The organism is Pseudomonas sp. RtIB026, assembly GCF_016861355.2.
Taxonomy (GTDB): domain Bacteria; phylum Pseudomonadota; class Gammaproteobacteria; order Pseudomonadales; family Pseudomonadaceae; genus Aquipseudomonas; species Aquipseudomonas peradeniyensis.
In genome coordinates this window covers 4,527,501-4,546,539 of record NZ_AP023348.2, presented here as the reverse complement: position 1 = coordinate 4,546,539, position 19,039 = coordinate 4,527,501, and the positions used below count along the sequence as shown (strand labels likewise).

Here is a 19,039-nt window from a genome sequence, read left to right as displayed (position 1 = left end):
TTCGGGTCGTTGTGAGGGCCGCTATCAAGCGCGTTTTCCTGCTGTTTCGTGCGCTAGCTGGCTACTACCCGAGAGAACCATTATTATTTCGGCATATTACCCAATGGCGTCTTGCAGGCGCGCAATCCGTACTATTCCACGGTGCCAGTCAGCGGATTCCCAACCTGTTTCGGCCAAATCCGCCGTCATTTCTGTTGCCCACTCGGGCGCGGCACCTTAGACTGCCGCCCCCTGTAAAAGAGTGCCGGTTGGCGCTTGAAGAATTCCGCGGCCGACGAAGCTTCGTCGGCGGCACCCGAATCGCCCAATGCACATTTTTTCATAGAGAAATCGATGACCAAGGAACAGTTGCTGGCCATGTCGGCCGATGACTACATGAACGCCGAACAGCTCGCGTTCTTCACCAAGCTGCTGCAAGCGATGAAAGTCGAAACGCACGAGCGCATCGAACTCAGCCGCACCTCCATCGAAAGCCTGGACAGCCCCTCGGATCCGGCTGACGTGGCGTCGGTCGAGGAAGAACGCACCTGGCTGGTCAACGCCATCGACCGCGACCAGCGCCTGCTGCCGCAGCTGGAGATGGCCCTGGACCGCATCGCCGACGAAAGCTTCGGCTGGTGCGACGACAGCGGTGAGCCGATCGGCCTGAAGCGCCTGCTGATCAGCCCGACCACCAAGTACTGCATCGAAGCCCAGGAGCGTCACGAGCAGCTCGACCGCCACCAGCGGCAGATCTGATCCAACGCCTTGCGCAAGGCCCCACGGAGCGATCCCTGGGGCCTTCGTGTTTTCTTGCCCTGTATCAACGGGTGGCCGGCTGCATCCAAGTGAGCGTGGATAATGGCGTTATAGTGGCGTTTAATGACGTCACAATAACGACATGCGGATGGACCACGACAATGATGCGAGAAGGATCTCTGCCGGCCGGCGCAGCGCCGCAGGCCACCCCGACCCGTGCGGGGGCCGCCGTCGCCCTGTTGCAGGGCGTCGCGCTGTGCGCGGTGTTGGCGGCCATGGCGTTCACCGGGCTGCCCTTGTACCTGGCCTTGCCGATGGCGCTGGCGGTGCTGTGGCTGCCGCGTGGGCGCAAGGTGGCCGCCGTGCAGCCGGTATCGACGCCGGCCCAGGACGGCACGCTGCTCCAGGAACTGGCCCGCGGCACCAGCCACAATGCTTTGTCGGCCGCCGCAGTGGCGCATTCGGTGCAGCAACTGGCGGCCCGGGTGCAGTCGCAACTGGGGGCTGCCCAGGAGATCGTCGGCAGTGCCGAGATCATGATCACCACCGAGGAGCAGACTGCCCAGCTCAGCCAGCAGGCGCTGCAAGCCGCTCGTTCCGCCCACGGCAGCAGCGTGGTCGGCAGCGAGGTGCTGGCCGAGTCCATCCAGTGCATGCGCGAGCTCAGTGTGCGCGCTTCGGCCAGTCGCGAGCTGATCGAGGCCCTGCATCAGCGCAGCGAGGATATCGCCCGGGTCACCCTGGTGATCCAGGGCATTGCCAGCCAGACCAACCTGCTGGCGCTCAACGCCGCCATCGAGGCGGCGCGGGCCGGCGAGCATGGCCGTGGCTTCGCGGTGGTGGCCGACGAGGTGCGCGGCCTTGCCGGGCGTACCGCCAGTGCCACCGAGGAGGTCGGCCAGATGGTTGCGGACATCCAGGCGCGCACCGCCCAGGTGGTGGCGCAGATCCGCACGCTGGCCGAGGACCTGGGCAAGGGGGTCGGCCAGGTCGAGCAGGCTGGCGGGCAACTGGCGCAGATTGCCAGCCTGGCGGCCAGTGTCGAGGGGCAGGTGAGCGAGATCGCCGGGGGCACGCAGGTCAACCAGGCTCAGCTCGACACCCTGTTCCAGGCCGTGGCCCAGGTGCGCGGCGACTTGGAGGTCAGCGACCAGCAGACCCGGCGCCTGGCCAAGGCAGCGGTGCAGATGGAGGGCCAGGTGGAAAGCCTGAGCGAACGGCTGGCCGAGGTCGGCCTGGACGCCTACCACCAGCGGGTATTCGAACTGGCGCAGGCGGGCGCGCGGCAGATCGGCGAATGTTTCGAGACGGATATCGAACAGGGGCGCATCGGCCTGGACGATCTGTTCGATCGCCAGTACCGGCCGATTGCCGGCATGCAGCCACCACGTTTCAGTACGCGCTTCGACCACTACACCGACACGGTGTTGCCGCAGCTCCAGGAGCCGTTGCTGCAGCACGACGGTATGGTCTACGCCATTGCCTGTACCCAGCAGGGCTACGTGCCGACCCACAACAATGCGTTCAACCAGCCGCTGACCGGCGATGCCGCCCATGACACGGCGCACAACCGCAGCAAGCGCATGTTCGATGATCGTACCGGCGCTCGCTGCGGCAGTCACCAGCAGCGGGTGCTGCTGCAAACCTACACGCGAGACACCGGTGAGCTGATGCACGACCTGTCGGTGCCGATCTTCGTCGCGGGACGACACTGGGGTGGCCTGCGCCTGGGGTACCGGCCTGAACCCGGGCTCGATTGAGGCGATTTGTTGCCTGGAGTGCAACACTGCTGTACCGCCTTGCGCTTTATTCGTGGGGTACCCAGGTCGTATCATGCGCACATCGTTAGGTTGCTAATTAAATTCCGGAGGGGATGATGACTAGCCGAGTCGATGTGGCCGTGATGATCGGCAGTGGTGTGCCACGGTCCTTGCAGGCCCTGGGCAAAAGGGCGTGCTGGGTGGTACTGGTTGACGGCGAACGTCGTGGCACGGCCTTCGCCAGCCGTGATGAGGCCCTGGAGTGCCAGGCTGCATGGCAACAGCAACTGGGCAGGAGCCAGGCGGCGTGAAGCTTCAGCGCTCCAGGTAGCGTGCAAGCTCCCAGGCGTCCTGGTAGCGCTGGCGGAATCCGCGGACCTTGCCAGAGGTGATTTCAGTGATGTGAAAGAAGCCGATACCGGCGGCCACAACGCTGTATCGGGATGTGCCTGGCATAGCCGTACGCCAAGAAATGTTACTTGCCTCTCGACGGAATTCGGTGTTTTCGTGCATATTCCTGTACCTGTAATGCGCGACGAAGGGTTGGGGCACACTCATGCTGAAGTGTCGCCCTCAGTAGTCGCATCTTCCTGACCCCTTTGCCGTCAGGTTATACGTTTCCTATTTGCGGATAGTTTGCCGAAGCACGCCGGATGTTCCAGCGGGGAAGTGTTCCCTGCTTGGCGTATCGTTCGTGTGCGTGGATCTTCGCTTATTGAATCCATGGTCCTTTGGACTTCGACTTTGTGTGGCTGCCACCCCAACGCCCAGCGGCGTGTGCGGTGCGGCTTGCTGTAATTGATGTGAGGAGCTTTTCATTGGCAGTCAGTACTCTGGATACCCATGCGTTGTTTGCCCTGGGCGATTTGCGCGCCAAGCTGGTCAAGTTGTTCCAGGGGCGCTTCGTGTATGTCACCGAGCAGAACCCCGACGGCCTGTACATGGCCGAGATCGATACCGATGACGCCATGGTGGTCGATGACAAACAGCGCCTTGAGCTGAAAGTGGGTGACCACTTCCGCGCCGCGGTGCTGCCCAGCCGCGAAGGCGGCAAGCTCGAACTGCGTTTTCGCGAGATCAAGTTCAATGTGTACGGGCAGGGCGACTACGCCTTCGTTTCGGTGCCGGAAGGCGAGGCCATCGTGTTCCGTGAAGGGCAGGGCGTGATGCTGGTGTTCGCGGCCCAGCAGCAGGTCCAGGAAGGCCTGGGCAAGCTGCTCAAGGCGGTGACCGGCAAGGTCGCCAAGTGGCGCAAGGGCGAGCTGACCACCTTCAAGGCCAGCGAGTGAGCGACGAGGACACACCCGCCTCGCGGGCCGACTTCCACCGTGAGCATCAGGCCCGGGCCCTCGAGCAGGCCGAGCGCCTGCTGGCGCGCCGGGATGAACTGCAGGGGGCGTGGCTGGGCTGGGTGGCCGGCGAGCTCTACCAGATGAGCCCACCGCCCTTCGTCGCCATGGTGCGACGCGAGCTGCAGCGCTTGAGCCAGGCCTGACGGTTGGGGTTGCGCATTCCCCTGTAGGAGCGGCCTTGCGCCGCGAAAGGGCTGCAAAGCAGCCCCGGCAATTTATGCGTCAACGCTGAAACCCTGGGGCCGCTTTCCGGCCCATTCGCGGCGCAAGGCCGCTCCTACAACGGGCGTGCGTGGCTTGAGGCCACTTCAGTTACCGCGATCACGCCCGCTGCTGACTTCTTCCGGTACGTCCTCGCCCGAGGTGCGCTTGCGAAACAGTGCGGCCCTGGCCAGCAGCAGGGTGGTCACCGGCACGGTGATCGACAGCAGGATCGGGATCAGCCAGGCGTGCAGCACCGGGCTCTGCTTGAGCACCGAGAAGTACAGGATCGAGGCCAGCGCCACGCACCAGGCGCCGATGGTCGAGGCCAGCGCGGGCGGGTGCATGCGCTGGAAGTACTCCTTCAGGCGCACCAGGCCGATGGCGCCAATCAGCGCGAACAGGCTGCCGATGAGCAGCAGGGCTGCCGTGATCAGCTCAAGCCAGAACGGCAATACCACGGATTCGTTCATTCGATCACCTCGCCACGCAGGAGGAACTTGGCCAGGGCGAAAGAGCCGACGAAGCCGAACAGGGCTATCAGCAGGGCGCCTTCGAAGTAGGTGTCGCTGGCGTAGCGGATGCCCAGCACCAGCATCATCAGCATGCCCAGGATGTACAGGTAGTCCAGTGCCAGTACCCGATCCTGGGCGGATGGACCGCGAAACAGCCGGATCAGCGTCAGGCCCATGGCCAGGGCGAAGATGAACAGGCTGGCGAGGACGGCATTGGCAAGCAGGCCGCTCATTCGAAGATCTCCATCAGCGGGCGTTCATAGGTGTGTTTGAAGTGCTCGATGAATGCTGGTTCGTCGTCCAGGTCGAACACGTGCAGCAGCAGTACGCTGCGGTCCAGGGCCAGCTCCGACCAGATGGTGCCCGGCACCACGGTGGTGATCATCGACAGGGCCGCCAGGCCGTGGGCGTCGCGCAGGTCCAGCGGGATATGCACGAACGCCGAGCGCGGTGGCGTGCTGCCGGCGCGCAGGACACCACGGGCGACCTGCAGGTTGGAATGGATCACGTCGAGGCCGACCCGGCCAATCAGCTTGGCGATCACCCAGGGCCGGCGCACGTGGGCATGCTGCGGGCGCAGCGGCGCCATCAGGATCGGCGCGAGGATACCCAGCAGGGCGCCCAGCAGCAGGTTGCCGGGGCTGACCGACAGATTGAGCAGCAGCCACAGCACGAACAGCGCAACGGACAGCAATGGCGCGGGGAACAGTCGGTTCATGGCTGCACCTCCAGGCCGGCGGTGGTCGGGCCAGGTACTGGCCGCGTCGACATCACGGCATTGATGTAGGCTTCCGGCGTGCGCAGGCTGGCGGCGGTGTCCTGGGTGTAGCGCAGCAGCGGCTCGGCCTTGAGGCTGAGGAAGATGCACAGGCCCAGGAGGATGACGATGGGCACGCATTCATAGCGACGCAACACCGGGGAGGGGCGCTCCTCGGGCTTCCAGAAACGCTGGATGCCGACGCGGCCGAAGGCGATCAGCGAGGCCATGCCGGACAGCACCAACAGGGTGACCAGGGTCCAGCCGGCGGCGCCCAGCGGTTGCTCCGGGGCAACGCCCAGACCTTGCGGATTGAACAGCGCGCTGATCAGGTTGAGCTTGCCGATGAAGCCCGACAGCGGCGGCATGCCGATGATCAGCAGGGCGCAGGCGATGAAGCTCAGGCCCAGGAAGGCCATGGTCCAGGGAATGATCTGGCCGATCACTACCTGTTGCTCGTCGTCCAGGTTGATGCCCTTGGGCGGATGCAGCGACTCCAGCGGCGAAGGCATCGCATCTTCTTCATCGTCCAGCGGCGCCTCGTTGGCCGAGCGCGAACGCTCCACCAGCTCGGCCAGCAGGAACAGCGCGCACAGGGCCAGCGTGGAGCTTGCCAGGTAGAATAGCGCGGCGCCGGTCAGGATCGACTGGCCGAAGCCGACGGCGGCCAGCAGCGTACCGGCGGACATCAGGATGCTCAGGGCCGCCAGGCGCTCCAGGCGCTGAGCGGCGAGGATCGACATGGCCGCCACGGCCAGTGTCGCCAGGCCGCCGTACACCAGCCAGTCGCCGCCGAAGAACGCCGAGGCGCCGGCCTGGCCGGAGAACAGCAGCGTCCACATGCGCAGGATGGCGTACAGCCCGACCTTGGTCATGATTGCGAACAGCGCGGCCACCGGCGCGCTGGCCGATGAATAGGCCGGCACCAGCCAGAAGTTCAACGGCCACATCCCGGCCTTGGCCAGGAAGGCGATGGCCAGGATCGCCGCGCCGGCATGCAGCAGGCCGCGGTCGGCTTCCGGGACCAGCGGCACTTTCAGCGCCAGGTCGGCCATGTTCAGGGTGCCGGTCACGCCATAGAGCATGGCCGCGCCGACCAGGAACAGCGACGAGGCGAACAGGTTGATGGCGATGTAGTGCAGCCCGGCCTTGACCCGCGCCCGCCCCGAGCCATGCAGCAGCAGGCCGTAGGAGGCCGCCAGCAGCACCTCGAAGAACACGAACAGGTTGAACAGGTCGGCGGTGAGGAACGCACCGTACAGGCCCATCAGCTGGATCTGGAACAGCGCGTGGAAGCTGGCTCCGGCGCCATCCCAGCGCGCCCGGGCGAACAGCAGGGCGCTCAAGCCGACGATACCGGTCAGGGTCAGCAGCAGCGCCGACAGGTGATCGACCACCAGGGCGATGCCGAACGGCGCCGGCCAGTTGCCCGGCAGGTAGACGCCGATGGACTCGGCCTGGCCCTGGGTGCGCACCCACATCAGCAAGGTGACGGCGATGCCCAGGCCGAGGGCGGTGGACAGCAGGTTCAGGCGTGCCTTGAGCCAGCGGTGCTTCTCGCCGATCAACAGCATCAACGATGCGGTAATCAACGGCAGCAGGATCGGCGCGATGATCAGTTGGTTCATCCCGCTCATTCCTCACGCTCCCGGCCATCGACGTGGTCGGTCCCGGTCAGGCCGCGGGAGGCCAGCAGCACCACCAGGAACAGCGCGGTCATGGCGAAGCTGATGACGATCGCGGTGAGCACCAGCGCCTGGGGCAGCGGGTCGGTGTAGTGCAGCAGGTCGTGGGGCACGCCGTCCTTGATGATCGGCTCCTTGCCGATGAACAGGCTGCCCATGCTGAAGATGAACAGGTTGACCCCGTAGGACAGCAGGCACAGGCCCATGATCACCTGGTAGGTCCGCGGGCGCAGGACCAGCCAGACCCCGGAGGCGGCCAGGACACCGATGGCGACTGCAATGACTTCTTCCATCAGGCGGCTCCTGCTTGGCTGGACTTGGCGGGGCGGTAGGCACGCACCGACTGGTGGGCCAGGGCGGTGAGGATCAGCAGGGTCGAGCCGACCACCACGGTGTACACGCCGATGTCGAAGAACAGCGCGCTGGCCACGTGCACGTCACCCAGCAGTGGCAGGTGCAGGTGGGCGGTGTGAGTGGTCAGGAACGGGTAGCCCAGCAGCATCGCCCCGGCACCGGTGAGGGTGGCGCAGAGCAGGCCGGTGCCCATCCAGCGCAGCGGACGCAGGCTCATCTGCGCCTCCACCCACTGGGTGCCGGCGACCATGTACTGCAGGATGAACGCCACCGACATCACCAGGCCGGCGACGAAACCGCCGCCCGGCTGGTTGTGGCCGCGCATGAACAGGTACATCGACACCAGCAGGGCGATTGGCAGCAGCAGGCGCACCAGGGCGGCCGGCACCATCATGAAGCCGAGCGCGGTGTCGGTGGCCTGGCGCGGGTTGACCAGGTCGGTGACCACGTCCGGCGCCAACTGGCGCTGCTGGGCCGGCAATTGCATGCTCTCCTTCGGCGGGCGGAAGCGGCGCAGCAGGGCGAACACGGTCAGCGCCACGGCCACCAGCACGGTGACCTCGCCGAGGGTGTCGAAGCCGCGGAAGTCCACCAGCATCACGTTGACCACGTTGCTGCCGCCGCCCTGGGGCAGGGCGCGGCTGAGGTAGAACGAGGAGATGTCGTTGGGTGTCGGGCGGGTCAGCATGGCGTAGGACAGCAACGCCATGCCGCCGCCGACCAGCACTGCCAGCACCAGGTCGCGCAGGCGTCGCAGGCGTGCGCGGTCCTGGCTGCCGGGCAACGGCGACACGCCTTCGATACGCCGTGGCAGCCAGCGCAGGCCGAGCAGGATCAGCACGGTGGTGACCACCTCGACCGCCAGCTGGGTCAGCGCCAGGTCTGGTGCGGAGAACCAGACGAAGGTGATGCAGGTCATCAGGCCGCAGACACCGACCATGATCAAGGCCGCCAGTCGATGGTACTTGGCCTGGTAGGCGGCGCCGATGGCGCAGGCGATGGCGATCAGCCAGAGGGCGACGAACACCCCGGAGCCCGGGATCTTCGGCCGGTCGCCCCAGCTCAGGCCGCTGTACAGCAGCGGCACCAGGCCGGCGACGAAGGCCGCCAGCACCAGCATGAACAGTTGCGTCTGCAGGCGCTTGGTGGTCAGCAGGCGCTCGGCATGCCGGGCCAGCAGCATCAGGCGCACCAGGCCGTGCTCGAACAGGCGCTTGCCGTTGAAGCGCTCGATCAGCGGCGGGTAGGGGAAACGGCCGCGCTGCAGCTGCTTGCGCAACAGCAGGTAGAGGACAATGCCGCCGGTCATGGCGATCAGGCTCATCATCAGTGGCGCGTTCCAGCCGTGCCAGATGGCCAGGCTGTATTCCGGCAGGACGCCGCCCACCACCGGTGTGGCGGCAGCGGCCAGCAGCGGACCGACCGATTGCGCCGGGAAGATGCCCACCACCAGGCAGGTGAGCACCAGCAGCTCGACCGGCGCGCGCATCCAGCGCGGCGGCTCGTGGGGCGTGTGCGGCAGGTCCTGGGCCGGTGGGCCGAAGAACACGTCGACGGTGAAGCGCAGCGCGTAGGCCACGCTGAAGGTCCCGGCGAGGGTGGCGATCACCGGCAGGGCCGCTTCGACCCAGGCCGTGGAGGTGATGAATACGGTCTCGGCGAAGAACATCTCCTTGGACAGGAAACCGTTCATCAACGGCACGCCGGCCATCGAGGCGCTGGCGACCATCGCCAGGGTCGCGGTGAACGGCACCAGGCGGAACAGGCCGCTCAGGCGGCGGATGTCACGGGTGCCGCTCTCGTGGTCGATGATCCCCGCCGCCATGAACAGCGAGGCCTTGAAGGTGGCGTGGTTGAGGATGTGGAACACCGCGGCGACCGCCGCCAGCGGGCTGTTCAGGCCCAGCAGCAGGGTGATCAGGCCCAGGTGGCTGATGGTCGAATAGGCCAGCAGGCCCTTGAGGTCGTTCTGGAACATCGCGGCGAAGGCGCCGAGCAGCAGGGTGGCGGCGCCGGCGCCGCCGACGATCCAGAACCATTCCTCGCTGCCCGACAGCGCCGGCCACAGGCGGGCCAGCAGGAACACCCCGGCCTTGACCATGGTCGCCGAGTGCAGGTAAGCCGAGACGGGGGTTGGGGCCGCCATGGCATGGGGCAGCCAGAACTGGAAGGGGAATTGTGCGCTCTTGCTCAGGGCGCCGATCAGGATGAGGGGCAGCAGCACCGGGTACAGCGCATGCTGGCGGATGGTGTCGCCGGCAGCCAGGACCTTGTCCAGGTCATAGCTGCCGACCACATGGCCGAGCAGCAGGGCCCCGACCAGCAGGCACAAGCCGCCGGCCCCCGTGACCATCAACGCCATGTAGGCGCCGCGGCGGGCGTCGGCGCGGTGGTGCCAGTAGCCGATCAGCAGGAAGGAGAACAGGCTGGTCAGCTCCCAGAAGAACACCAGCTGGATCAGGTTGCCGGAGATCACCAGGCCGAGCATGGCACCCATGAACGCCAGGAAGAAGGCGAAGAAGCGCGGCACCGGGTCCTGGGGCGACATGTAGTAGCGGGCGTACAGCGACACCAGGGTACCGATGCCCAGCACCAGCAGGCTGAACAGCCAGGCGAAGCCGTCCATGCGCAGGACCAGGTTCAGGCCCAGGCTCGGTAACCAGAGGAACTCTTCGCGGATCACCCCGCCATCGGCAATCTGGGGGTACAGCAACGCCACCTGGACGGTGCCGACCAGGGCCACGAGCCCGGCAAGAATGGACTCGGCGTTGCGTGCGTTGTGCGGCAGTACAGCCGCCAGGCAACTGCCCAGGAAGGGCAGAAGCAATAGCACAATCAATGACATAGCGTTCTGTTCTGAGAAGTTTGCCAAGGATCATACGTGCCGGACGGTTGATCACCAACACGCAAGGGTTTGCAGGATCCTACAAATGTGCTGTGACAAGCTGTTTTTTTATAACAGTTTCTTTCAGAGCATAGCGGCTGATCGTGTGCCCGTGGGGTTGTGCGTTCCCTGTGTAGGAGCGGCCTTGTGCCGCGAAAGGGCCGCATGGCGGCCCCGGGGATTCAGTGTTCAATCGCCGGGGCTGCTTTGCAGCCCTTTCGCGGCGCAAGGCCGCTCCTACACAGGGTGGTTGCCTTGCCTACAATCCCGCCTCGCGCTCGCGCGCCTCATCATCCTGCAAGGCGCTGGCCTCATCCTGGCGTCGGATCTTCAGCTCGCTCACCACCACTGCCAGCACGATCAGCAGCCCGCCGATCAGCGCCACGCCCGGCAGGCGCTCGCCGGCGATACGCCCGACGATACCGGCCCACACCGGCTCGCCAGCGTAGATCAGGGTGGCGCGGGTCGGCGAAACCGACTGCTGCGCCCAGTTCATCGCCACCTGGATCACCGCGCTCATGGCCCCCAGGCCTACCGCGCTTGCCAGCAGCAGCCAGGAAAAACCGGGCAGCTGCTCCTGGGTCGGCACGATCATCAGGAACGACAGCGCCGAGGCGGTGGCCAGTTGCACCACGGTGACCCGGCGCACATCGACCTTGCCGGCGTAGCGGCTGATCAGGATGATCTCGCCGGCGATCGCCACGGCGCTGACCAGGGTCACCAGTTCACCTTCGCTGAAGTGCAGCGCGCCGCCCTCGGGGCCGGCCAGCAGCATCAGGCCGACGAAGGCCAGGCCGATGCCCAGGCTCGGCATCAGGCCCGGGCGCCGGCCCAGCACCAGCCATTGCAGCAGCGGCACGAAGGGCACGTAGAGCGCGGTGATGAATGCCGACTGGCTGCTGCTGATGGTCTGCAGGCCCATGGTCTGCAAGCCGTAGCCAAGCATGATCGACACGCCGATGAGCACGCCGGCCTTGAGCTCGGTGAAGGTCAGCCCCGACAGCGAACGGGCCGACACCAGGCCGACGAACAGCGCGGCGGCGGCAAAGCGCAGGCCGACGAAGAACATCGGCCCGCTGACGGTCATGACGTTGTGCACGATCAGGAAGGTGCCGCCCCAGAGCATGGTGATGAACACCAGCACCAGTTCGGCCTTGCTCAGGCGCAAGCTGACGGTGGGTTTGCGGGTGGGGGCCTGGCTCATGGTCTTGCGCACTCGGAAGGGGCGGCGCACAATTCGCCGCAAAGTGGGCAGTATACTGCGCATCCCCTACCAGTGAGCAATATAGTGCACAAAGATTCCGAGCACCGGGCATCGGTGCTGCAGCATGTCAGCCAGAACGTTCGTCGCCTGCGTGGCGACGCCGGCCTGAGCCAGGCCGTCCTGGCCGAGCGTTCCGGGGTCAGCCGGCGGATGCTGGTGGCCATCGAGGCCGGCGAGAAGAATGTCAGCCTCACCACCCTGGACCTGATCGCCGAAGCGCTGGGGGTGGCGTTCAGCACCCTGATCCAGGCGCCGGACCGGCGCGATCCCAGCCGCATCGAAGAACTGGCCTGGGCCGGTGTGCACCCTGCCAGCCGCGCCGTGCTGCTCGGTAGCAGCCCGGCGCGCCGCGAGGTCGAGTTGTGGGAGTGGACCCTGGCCCCCGGCGAGTGCTATGCCAGTGAAGCCGACGCCGCCGGCTGGAGCGAGCAGATCTATGTGACCGACGGCCGCCTGACCCTGATCATAGAAGAAGGAGAGCGGCAACTGGGCAAGGGCGAGTTCTTCGTCTTCCCCAGCAACTGTCGCTACGCCTACCGCAACGATGGCCAGGAGCCGGTGCGTTTCGTGCGCAACGTGGTGATCTGAGCCCTCAACCGGCCAGCAGCTCGTCGGTACTGGCGACCCTGGCATAGGCGAACGCCAGCGCGGCCATTGCCGAGGCGTGCACATCGGCCGCCGCCACCGACTTGCCGCCGAACTCCAGCGCTAGGGTCGCGCAGGCATCGTGGGCGACGCTGACTTCATAGCCGAAGTCGGCGGCGGCGCGGGTCGCAGCATCGATGCACATGTGGCTCATGCTGCCGGCGATGGTCAGTGCCTTGATGTCGTGCTGGTCGAGCAGCGCCTTCAGCTGGGTGTCGCGGAAGCTGTTGACCTTGTGCTTGAGCACTACCGTCTCGCTGGCTGCCGGCGCGACCTTGGGGTGGATCTGTGCGCCGACCGAGCCCGGCACGAAGAAGGGCGCGTCGGCGCTCTCGAACTCATGGCGCACATGCACCACCAGGTCGCTCCGCTCGCGGGCTGCGGCCAGCAACCGGGCGGCGTTGTCGGCGGCCGCCTCGGCGCCGTCCAGGGTCCATTTGCCACCGGGGAAGTAGTCGTTCTGGATATCGATGATGATCAGGGCGCGCTTGCTCATGGTGCCTCCTGCGGCAGTAGTGATGAACTGCCGATAGTTATAGGCTTGGGCGACCCGATCGAGGATAGGCGCGAGCGACACAATGACGGCAAAAACTGACAGCCTGGAAATCGGCGTGCTGATCTATCCCGGCGCGCAGAGCGCGGCGGTGCACGGCCTGACCGACCTGTTCGCGGTGGCCAACCGGGTCGCCGCGCAGCTGGGCGCCCATGATCTGCCAGTACTGCGAGTGACCCATTGGCAGCTCGATGGAGCGGGTCAGTTGCAGGTGGTGCATGACAGCCTGCCGGCGAACGGCCATGCGCTGCGGGCGCTGATGATTCCGCCGAGCCTGGCGGCGACCCCTTCGGCCGAGGTGTTGCAGGCCCATCGCGCCGCGCTCTGCCAGGTGCACAGCCAGGGCACCGTGCTGGCCTCGGTGTGCATCGGTGTGTTCCTGGTGGCCGGCAGCGGCCTGCTGGATGGTCGGGCGGCCTGCACCCACTGGAACTATGCCCAGGCCCTTACCGAACGCTTTCCCAGGGTGCGGGTACAGGGCAGCCAGCCGCTGCTCGACGACGGCGACATCGTCACCTCCGCCGGGCTGATGGCCTGGACCGACCTCGGCCTGCACCTGATCGAGCGCTTCCTCGGCCACACCCTGGCCCGCGAGACGGCCCGCTATCTTGCGGTCGAGCCCTCGCCGGCGCCGTTGCCCGGCGCCCTGTTCCAGCCGCGCCTGGACCATGGTGACGAGGCTGTTCTGAAGGTGCAGCACTGGTTGCAGGCAGAGGAGGCCCGGGATGCCAGCCTGGCCGACATGGCCGGTTGCGCGGGCCTCGAGCCGCGAACCTTCCTGCGTCGCTTTCGCGCCGCCACCGGCCTGCGTCCCACCGAATACGCGCAGCAGGTGCGGGTCGGCCGGGCCTGCCGCTTGCTGGAGTTCACCCGGCGCAGCGTCGACCAGATCGCCTGGGGCGTCGGCTATCAGGACCCCAGCGCCTTTCGCAAGGTGTTCCAGCGCCTGACCGGGATGACCCCCAGCGATTACCGTCGGCGTTTCGCGGTCATCAGCGGCTGAGCTTCGCTGGTGGTTGGGTGCGGCCCCGGGCCTTCATCGGCGAGGCGGTCGTGATGGTTGCGCAGCGGGCATTCCTTCAACGACATGCAGCCACAGCCGATGCAGCCGTCGAGCTGATCGCGCAGCATCACCAGCTCGTCGATGCGCCGGCTCAGGTCGTCGCGCCAGCGCGCCGACAGGCGCTGCCAGTCGTCGGCAGTGGGGGTGTGATCGCAGGGCAGGGCCTCCAGGGCGCTGGCGATGTCGGCCAGGGCGATGCCCAGGCGCTGGGCCATCTTGATCACCGCCACCCGGCGCAGCATGGCCCGTGGATAGCGGCGCTGGTTGCCGGCGTTGCGAGTGCTGTGGATCAGTCCCTTGGTCTCGTAGAAGTGCAGGGCGGTCACGGCCACGCCGCTGCGCGCGGCCAGCTGGCCGACGCTGAGCAGGCGCTCCTGGGCGGAAGGGGGCTTCATCGGCAATAAAATCCTTGACCTTGAGTTAGCTGGAGGTTTTACCCTCCACGACCATCTGCTGCAAGAGCCCGAAACGAGGAGATGCGTCATGGCGGCCAACACCCATTCCCTGTGGTTCACCCAGATGATCGAGTACGACGTGCCACCGTTGCGCCAGGACGCCCTGGCCGAGGCCCTGGTGGTGCGCAGCGAGCACCTCGCGCAACGCTGCGATGGTCTGCTGAGCGTCAGCATCCAGGTCAGCGACGACGGTCGTCGAGTGCTCCAGCACCTGCGCTGGCAATCGCGCCAGGCCTGGGTCGCCGCCGCCGGCTGCTTCATCGAGGAGCCGTTCCTCGACCTGCTGGGCGAGCACCAGGCCCGCGGGGTGAACTTCGCCGCGTACCAGACGCTGCGCAGCCTGGTGCGTGGCGCCGATGGCGGCCTGCATTGTCAGCTGGGTAGCACTCAGGCATACCAGGGCGCGTAGTGCGGGTAGCGGTCCAGGCGCGCGCCGATGACCATCTCGCTGATCCACGCCGTGAGTATGGCGCTGTAGGCTTTCTGGCTTTCCTCGCTGGACAGCGCGTGGTCGGCGCCGTCGACCAGGCGGTGGGTCATCGAGTGGGCGCCGACGAAGGCCGAGCGGTAGCTCATCAGCGTGCTGTGCGGCACATAGTCGTCCTGTTCGGATTCCACCAGCAGCACGTCGCCGGCGAATTCGGCGCAGGCGGCCAAGGCGCGGTTGTCGGCCGGCCCGAGGTCACGCAGGCGGTAGGCGTTGAGCCGCTGGCGGTCGAGGGCCTGCTTGGGCGCCTCCCATTCATCGTCCCAATAGAGGGCCGGTACCCTCAACGCCAGCCATTTGACTGGCCGGTGACGGGTGAGCAGGGTCGCCAGGTAGCCGCCATAGCTGCTGCCGATCACGGCGATGGCGCCGGGATCGACCGACGGGTGGCTAGCCAACCGGTCGTAGGCGGCCAGCAGGTCGGCCAGGTTCTGCTCGCGGGTGACGGTCAGGCGCTGGCTCTCGGTCTTTTCATGTCCGCGCAGGTCGAAGGTCATGCACACGCAGCCGAGCCCGGTGATCTGCCGGGCACGGGCCAGGTCGCGTTGCTGGCTGCCGCCCCAGCCATGGACGAAGAGGATCCCCGGCATGCGGCTGCCCGGGCTGACCAGGGTGCCGACGATGCTGTCACCCTCGACGTGCAGTTCCACGGTTTCACTCTCGATGGTCATGGTCGCGTATCCGTGCATATTTGCTGAGTTGTCCAAGTTCACTGTCATGGCCCTGATAGAACAGGGTGGCGTCGGCGGGCAGTTGCGTGTCGCCGAATACCTCGTGAGTCGAGGCGCGTAGCCGTTGCAGCGCCGGATCGGCGGCGAAGGCCTGCAGCGCAAGGACCTCGGCGGGGCTGGCACCGCCCAGGCGCCAGGACTGTTCAAGCACGCCGCTGCGCAGATGGCCGTGATGGTCCTGGCCGCGGGCTATGTCGTAGTTGCGACGTGAGGCGATGAAGCCCGGGAAGTAGCGTTCGGCGGCCTCTTCGTAGGTCATGGCCTGGTTGATGGCCAGGCGCAGGTGGTCCTCGAGCGGCAGTTGCAGCAGTTGCTGGTAGTCGCCGCGCACGATCACCAGGTCGGAGCCACCATACACCTCGGTGCCCGCATGATCGCGGGTGAGGTGCTGGGTGCCGTGATAGCTCAAGGTTAGCCCGGCCACGCGTACCTGCCCTACGCTGAAGGTCTCGACCTCGTCGAGGTCTTCTTCCAGTACCAATCCCCACAAGCTCAGTTGTTGTTCATCCATCGCCTCCAGCAGCGGCTCCAGGGCCAGCCTGTCGATGATCACCTCCTGGCCCCGGCCGGCGCAGGCCAGTACCGGCTTGATCCTTACCGGCCCATCGCGCAGCAGCAGTTCGGCGGCGCGGCGGGCGTCGGCCCTGGAGAACACGGTATAGCCGCGCAGCAGGGCGTCGCTGGCATGCTGGGCAAAGGCATCGGTCCAGCCGGGCGGAAAGCTGGCGTCGGCCGGCAGCGGGTGGGAGATGGCTTTGGTGGCCATGTGCGGATGGCTGACCATGCCACCGAACAGATCCTGTTCGTCGTGAATGCCCAGCGCTGCGTGACGCTCCTGATCGACCAGGGTCTGGGTCGGTACATAGTAGTAGCCGGTCGCATCGGATTGCGTGGGCGAAGGCTCGACCCGCTCGACATCCAGCAGACGCGCCAGGTGATCGGCGATCTTCAGGTGGACTGCGCGTTCATGCTCGGGTGTGTGCTCGCGGGTTTCGAGCAGCACGACGGCGCTTTTCGGTTCGCGTGAGTGGGGCATGCTCGGCCTCGCGTACGCACGGTATGTAAGGGTTGTGAAGGCCCGCAGCCGGTTTAGTTCAGGAGGATGGATCGACGGTCGTCAGGGCAGTTGGGGCAATGCATGCCTTGTTACGGTCGTGGAGATTGCGGGCGCCAGCCGGCTGTTCCATTATCAACGCCCTGGACCCGTCGACACCTATCCGCAGGAGTGCGCATGAACAGTCAGTCCCCCCTTCACGAATCCGTCCCGGCGCGTCTTGCCCGCGTGCGCGAGGTCATGACCCGGGAGGGCGTGGATGCCCTGCTGGTGCCTTCGGCCGACCCGCACCTGTCCGAGTACCTGCCGGGCTATTGGCAAGGTCGGCAGTGGCTGTCCGGGTTCCTTGGTTCGGTGGGGACGCTGGTGGTGACGGCGGACTTTGCCGGGCTGTGGGCTGACAGTCGTTACTGGGAACAGGCGGACAAGGAACTGGCCGGCAGCGGCATCGAGTTGATGAAACTGCGCCCCGGGGAGCCCGGGGCGCTGGAGTGGCTGGGTGCGCAAGTGTCCGGCACCGTCGCGGTGGACGGCGCGGTCATGGCCCTGGCCTCGGCGCGGCAACTGGGCGAGCGTCTGCAGGCGCGTGGCGCGACATTGCGCACGGATCTCGACTTGCTGGACCAGGTGTGGGGGGGGCGCCCCTCGCTGCCGGGCAATCCGGTGTACCAGCACCTGCCACCCCATGCCACGGTCAACCGTGCGCAAAAGCTCGCCGAGTTGCGCAGCACACTGCGGGAGAAGGGCGCCGACTGGCATTTCATCGCCACCCTCGACGACATCGCCTGGCTGTTCAACCTGCGGGGTAGCGATGTCTCCTACAACCCCGTGTTCGTTTCCTTCGCCCTGGTCAGCCAGGACAAGGCGTTCCTGTTTGTCGGGCGTGACAAGGTCGATAGCCACCTGCGCCAGGTGCTGGCGGCCGATGGTATCGAGGTTCGCGACTACGTTGGGGTCAATGACGCGCTGGCCGCGATTCCGGCTGCGGCTAGCCTGCTGGTGGACCCGGCGCGGGTCACCCGTGGCCTGCTGGACAAACTGCACGAGCAGGTGCGACTGGTCGAGAGCATCAACCCGACTACCCTGAGCAAGTCGCGCAAGGGGGAGGGTGACCTCGTCCACATCCGCCAGGCCATGGAGCAGGATGGCGCTGCATTGTGCGAATTCTTCGCCTGGTTCGAGGCGAACCAGGGGCAGGAGCGGATCACCGAGCTGACCATCGACGAGCAACTGAGCGCGGCCCGGGCCCGTCGTCCTGGTTATGTGTCGTTGAGCTTTTCGACCATTGCCGCGTACAACGCTAATGGCGCGATGCCACATTACCGAGCTACGGACGAGTCCCATGCCGTGATCGAGGGTAATGGCCTATTGTTGATCGACTCCGGGGGACAGTACCTGGGGGGCACTACGGACATTACCCGTATGGTGCCGATCGGTGAGCCTAGCCAGGCACAGAAGGCCGACTGCTCGCGGGTGCTCAAGGGCATGATCGCGTTGTCGCGCGCGCGATTCCCGCGAGGCATTCTTTCGCCGTTGCTGGATGCCATCGCGCGAGCGCCGATCTGGGCGGATCAGGTCGATTACGGTCATGGCACCGGTCATGGTGTCGGCTACTTCATGAATGTGCACGAAGGCCCGCAAGTGATTGCCTACCAAGCTGCGCCGGCGCCGCAGACAGCGATGCAGCCGGGCATGATCAGTTCGATCGAGCCGGGGACCTACCGGTCGGGCGAATGGGGCGTGCGCATCGAGAACCTGGTGGTCAACCGCCAGGCGGGTAGCAGCGAGTTCGGTGAGTTCCTTGAGTTCGAAACGCTGACCCTGTGCCCGATCGATACGCGCTGCCTGCTCGTCGAGAAGCTCGGTAGCGAGGACATTGCCTGGTTGAATCGCTATCACCAGACGGTGCGCGAACGGCTGGCCCCGTTGCTGGCTGGGGACGCGTTGGCATGGTTGGAGCAGCGTACTGCGCCGATCTGAAACAGGCGGGCCTGAAAGCGAAAGGGCAGCCCTTGGCTGCCCTTTTCGTTATTTGCAGATCACGATCATGCTGCGGCTGGTGTAACCGGCGGGGTTGATACCGAATACATAGTCGCCAGGCTCTTCGTCGGTGTCGCCGGAGCGGGCGATGACCTTGTAGCCCTTGCTGCTGCAGGCGCTGGCGGCTTTGCTATAACACTTGTCCCACGACGAGGAGAGCCCCGAGCAGTTGATGTGCAGGCCCTTCTTCCCCCGTTTCACCTCGGTGTTGGCTGTCGCGGCGCATCCCGCGATGGCCAGGATGCCCAGAATGAGCAAAATACGTTTCATTCCTGTCCTTATCGGCCCGACTGCTTTAACGGACCTGTCGTTTGCGCTTTGCCTCTTCCCTGATGATCCCCGGCGTCCATGTGCCGCCCAGTAGATAGCGTCAAGATGATGATTGGGTGACAGCTTAATCAGCCAGGCCGGGTGGTACAAGGTTGCAGGTCAGCTAAATGCAAATATTTCTCAAATCAGTCGGCGGCAACGGGCGGTGCTGTGTCCCGTTTCATGGAAAGT

Annotated in this window: 23 protein-coding genes (1 of these 23 running past the window's edge); 9 read left to right on the top strand and 14 right to left on the bottom strand. The window is 65.9% G+C overall.

The window, feature by feature from the left end:
* Window positions 1-333: 333 nt before the first annotated feature.
* From PRtIB026_RS20395 to PRtIB026_RS20385, 3 genes are all read left to right on the top strand, one after another.
* Window positions 334-738, top strand: coding sequence for a TraR/DksA family transcriptional regulator (locus PRtIB026_RS20395; RefSeq protein WP_050704989.1), 405 nt, complete (start codon window positions 334-336; stop codon window positions 736-738).
* Between the two features lie 161 nt (window positions 739-899).
* Complete coding sequence (locus PRtIB026_RS20390) at window positions 900-2,498, top strand: methyl-accepting chemotaxis protein (RefSeq protein WP_203651924.1); 1,599 nt, start codon at window positions 900-902, stop codon at window positions 2,496-2,498.
* A gap of 116 nt (window positions 2,499-2,614) precedes the next feature.
* Window positions 2,615-2,809 (top strand): hypothetical protein, encoded by a 195-nt coding sequence (locus PRtIB026_RS20385; protein WP_203651925.1) that lies wholly within the window; start codon window positions 2,615-2,617, stop codon window positions 2,807-2,809.
* Window positions 2,810-2,813: 4 nt separating this feature from the next.
* Here the strand turns inward: PRtIB026_RS20385 and PRtIB026_RS20380 are convergent, their stop codons facing one another.
* Window positions 2,814-2,954 (bottom strand): hypothetical protein, encoded by a 141-nt coding sequence (locus PRtIB026_RS20380; protein WP_203651926.1) that lies wholly within the window; start codon window positions 2,952-2,954, stop codon window positions 2,814-2,816.
* A 362-nt stretch (window positions 2,955-3,316) separates the two neighbouring features.
* Here PRtIB026_RS20380 and PRtIB026_RS20375 point away from each other — a divergent pair, with 362 nt between their 5' ends.
* Entirely contained in the window at window positions 3,317-3,787 is a 471-nt protein-coding gene (locus PRtIB026_RS20375) for a hypothetical protein (protein WP_028690546.1), read from the top strand.
* Window positions 3,784-3,993 carry a hypothetical protein gene (locus PRtIB026_RS20370; protein ID WP_203651927.1) on the top strand — a complete coding sequence of 70 codons (210 nt, stop codon included), beginning with the start codon at window positions 3,784-3,786 and terminating at the stop codon, window positions 3,991-3,993. The genes PRtIB026_RS20375 and PRtIB026_RS20370 overlap by 4 nt, the downstream gene beginning before the upstream one ends.
* A gap of 165 nt (window positions 3,994-4,158) precedes the next feature.
* On the opposite strand, the gene PRtIB026_RS20365 is transcribed toward PRtIB026_RS20370, so the two are convergent.
* From PRtIB026_RS20365 to PRtIB026_RS20335, 7 genes are all read right to left on the bottom strand, one after another.
* On the bottom strand, window positions 4,159-4,524 hold the full coding sequence (locus PRtIB026_RS20365) for a Na+/H+ antiporter subunit G (RefSeq protein ID WP_203651928.1): 366 nt from the start codon (window positions 4,522-4,524) through the stop codon (window positions 4,159-4,161).
* Window positions 4,521-4,799 (bottom strand): K+/H+ antiporter subunit F, encoded by a 279-nt coding sequence (locus PRtIB026_RS20360; RefSeq protein ID WP_011534656.1) that lies wholly within the window; start codon window positions 4,797-4,799, stop codon window positions 4,521-4,523. Before PRtIB026_RS20360 ends, PRtIB026_RS20365 begins: the two co-directional genes overlap by 4 nt.
* Complete coding sequence (locus PRtIB026_RS20355; protein ID WP_203651929.1) at window positions 4,796-5,284, bottom strand: Na+/H+ antiporter subunit E; 489 nt, start codon at window positions 5,282-5,284, stop codon at window positions 4,796-4,798. Before PRtIB026_RS20355 ends, PRtIB026_RS20360 begins: the two co-directional genes overlap by 4 nt.
* A complete protein-coding gene (locus PRtIB026_RS20350) occupies window positions 5,281-6,960 on the bottom strand; it encodes a monovalent cation/H+ antiporter subunit D (RefSeq protein ID WP_203651930.1) in 1,680 nt (559 codons plus the stop codon). The genes PRtIB026_RS20355 and PRtIB026_RS20350 overlap by 4 nt, the downstream gene beginning before the upstream one ends.
* Window positions 6,957-7,301, bottom strand: a complete 345-nt coding sequence (locus tag PRtIB026_RS20345) for a Na+/H+ antiporter subunit C (RefSeq protein WP_028690551.1) — start codon at window positions 7,299-7,301, stop codon at window positions 6,957-6,959. The genes PRtIB026_RS20350 and PRtIB026_RS20345 overlap by 4 nt, the downstream gene beginning before the upstream one ends.
* Window positions 7,301-10,207, bottom strand: a complete 2,907-nt coding sequence (locus PRtIB026_RS20340; RefSeq protein ID WP_203651931.1) for a monovalent cation/H+ antiporter subunit A — start codon at window positions 10,205-10,207, stop codon at window positions 7,301-7,303. Before PRtIB026_RS20340 ends, PRtIB026_RS20345 begins: the two co-directional genes overlap by 1 nt.
* Before the next feature lie 298 nt (window positions 10,208-10,505).
* Complete coding sequence (locus PRtIB026_RS20335; RefSeq protein ID WP_203651932.1) at window positions 10,506-11,450, bottom strand: DMT family transporter; 945 nt, start codon at window positions 11,448-11,450, stop codon at window positions 10,506-10,508.
* Window positions 11,451-11,534: 84 nt separating this feature from the next.
* Between PRtIB026_RS20335 and PRtIB026_RS20330 the strand changes: the two genes are divergently transcribed.
* Entirely contained in the window at window positions 11,535-12,098 is a 564-nt protein-coding gene (locus PRtIB026_RS20330; protein ID WP_203651933.1) for a helix-turn-helix domain-containing protein, read from the top strand.
* Between the two features lie 4 nt (window positions 12,099-12,102).
* On the opposite strand, the gene PRtIB026_RS20325 is transcribed toward PRtIB026_RS20330, so the two are convergent.
* Window positions 12,103-12,651 (bottom strand): cysteine hydrolase family protein, encoded by a 549-nt coding sequence (locus tag PRtIB026_RS20325; RefSeq protein ID WP_203651934.1) that lies wholly within the window; start codon window positions 12,649-12,651, stop codon window positions 12,103-12,105.
* Window positions 12,652-12,733: 82 nt separating this feature from the next.
* Between PRtIB026_RS20325 and PRtIB026_RS20320 the strand changes: the two genes are divergently transcribed.
* The gene (locus PRtIB026_RS20320) at window positions 12,734-13,711 is read left to right on the top strand and encodes a GlxA family transcriptional regulator (protein WP_203651935.1); all 978 of its coding nucleotides are present in this window, start codon (window positions 12,734-12,736) and stop codon (window positions 13,709-13,711) included.
* Here the strand turns inward: PRtIB026_RS20320 and soxR are convergent.
* Complete coding sequence (gene soxR, locus PRtIB026_RS20315) at window positions 13,678-14,166, bottom strand: redox-sensitive transcriptional activator SoxR (protein ID WP_203651936.1); 489 nt, start codon at window positions 14,164-14,166, stop codon at window positions 13,678-13,680. The genes PRtIB026_RS20320 and soxR overlap by 34 nt on opposite strands.
* An 88-nt stretch (window positions 14,167-14,254) precedes the next feature.
* On the opposite strand from soxR, the gene PRtIB026_RS20310 reads away from it, so the two are divergent.
* Window positions 14,255-14,635 (top strand): antibiotic biosynthesis monooxygenase, encoded by a 381-nt coding sequence (locus tag PRtIB026_RS20310; protein ID WP_203651937.1) that lies wholly within the window; start codon window positions 14,255-14,257, stop codon window positions 14,633-14,635.
* Here PRtIB026_RS20310 and PRtIB026_RS20305 read toward each other — a convergent pair.
* Both PRtIB026_RS20305 and PRtIB026_RS20300 read right to left on the bottom strand, forming a co-directional pair.
* Window positions 14,614-15,384 (bottom strand): alpha/beta hydrolase family protein, encoded by a 771-nt coding sequence (locus PRtIB026_RS20305; protein WP_203651938.1) that lies wholly within the window; start codon window positions 15,382-15,384, stop codon window positions 14,614-14,616. The two genes, PRtIB026_RS20310 and PRtIB026_RS20305, sit on opposite strands and share 22 nt — an antisense overlap.
* Complete coding sequence (locus PRtIB026_RS20300) at window positions 15,368-16,480, bottom strand: DUF3182 family protein (protein WP_203651941.1); 1,113 nt, start codon at window positions 16,478-16,480, stop codon at window positions 15,368-15,370. The genes PRtIB026_RS20305 and PRtIB026_RS20300 overlap by 17 nt, the downstream gene beginning before the upstream one ends.
* A gap of 195 nt (window positions 16,481-16,675) precedes the next feature.
* Between PRtIB026_RS20300 and PRtIB026_RS20295 the strand changes: the two genes are divergently transcribed.
* On the top strand, window positions 16,676-18,478 hold the full coding sequence (locus tag PRtIB026_RS20295; protein ID WP_267812793.1) for an aminopeptidase P family protein: 1,803 nt from the start codon (window positions 16,676-16,678) through the stop codon (window positions 18,476-18,478).
* A gap of 48 nt (window positions 18,479-18,526) precedes the next feature.
* Here PRtIB026_RS20295 and PRtIB026_RS20290 read toward each other — a convergent pair whose 3' ends face one another.
* Together PRtIB026_RS20290 and rhtA are read right to left on the bottom strand one after the other, a co-directional pair.
* On the bottom strand, window positions 18,527-18,808 hold the full coding sequence (locus PRtIB026_RS20290) for a hypothetical protein (protein ID WP_186714886.1): 282 nt from the start codon (window positions 18,806-18,808) through the stop codon (window positions 18,527-18,529).
* A gap of 185 nt (window positions 18,809-18,993) precedes the next feature.
* Window positions 18,994-19,039 carry the 3' portion of a threonine/homoserine exporter RhtA gene (rhtA, locus tag PRtIB026_RS20285; protein ID WP_203651943.1) on the bottom strand. The gene runs 842 nt beyond the window's last position, so only the last 46 of its 888 coding nucleotides appear in the window; its start codon lies beyond the right edge, outside the window; its stop codon occupies window positions 18,994-18,996.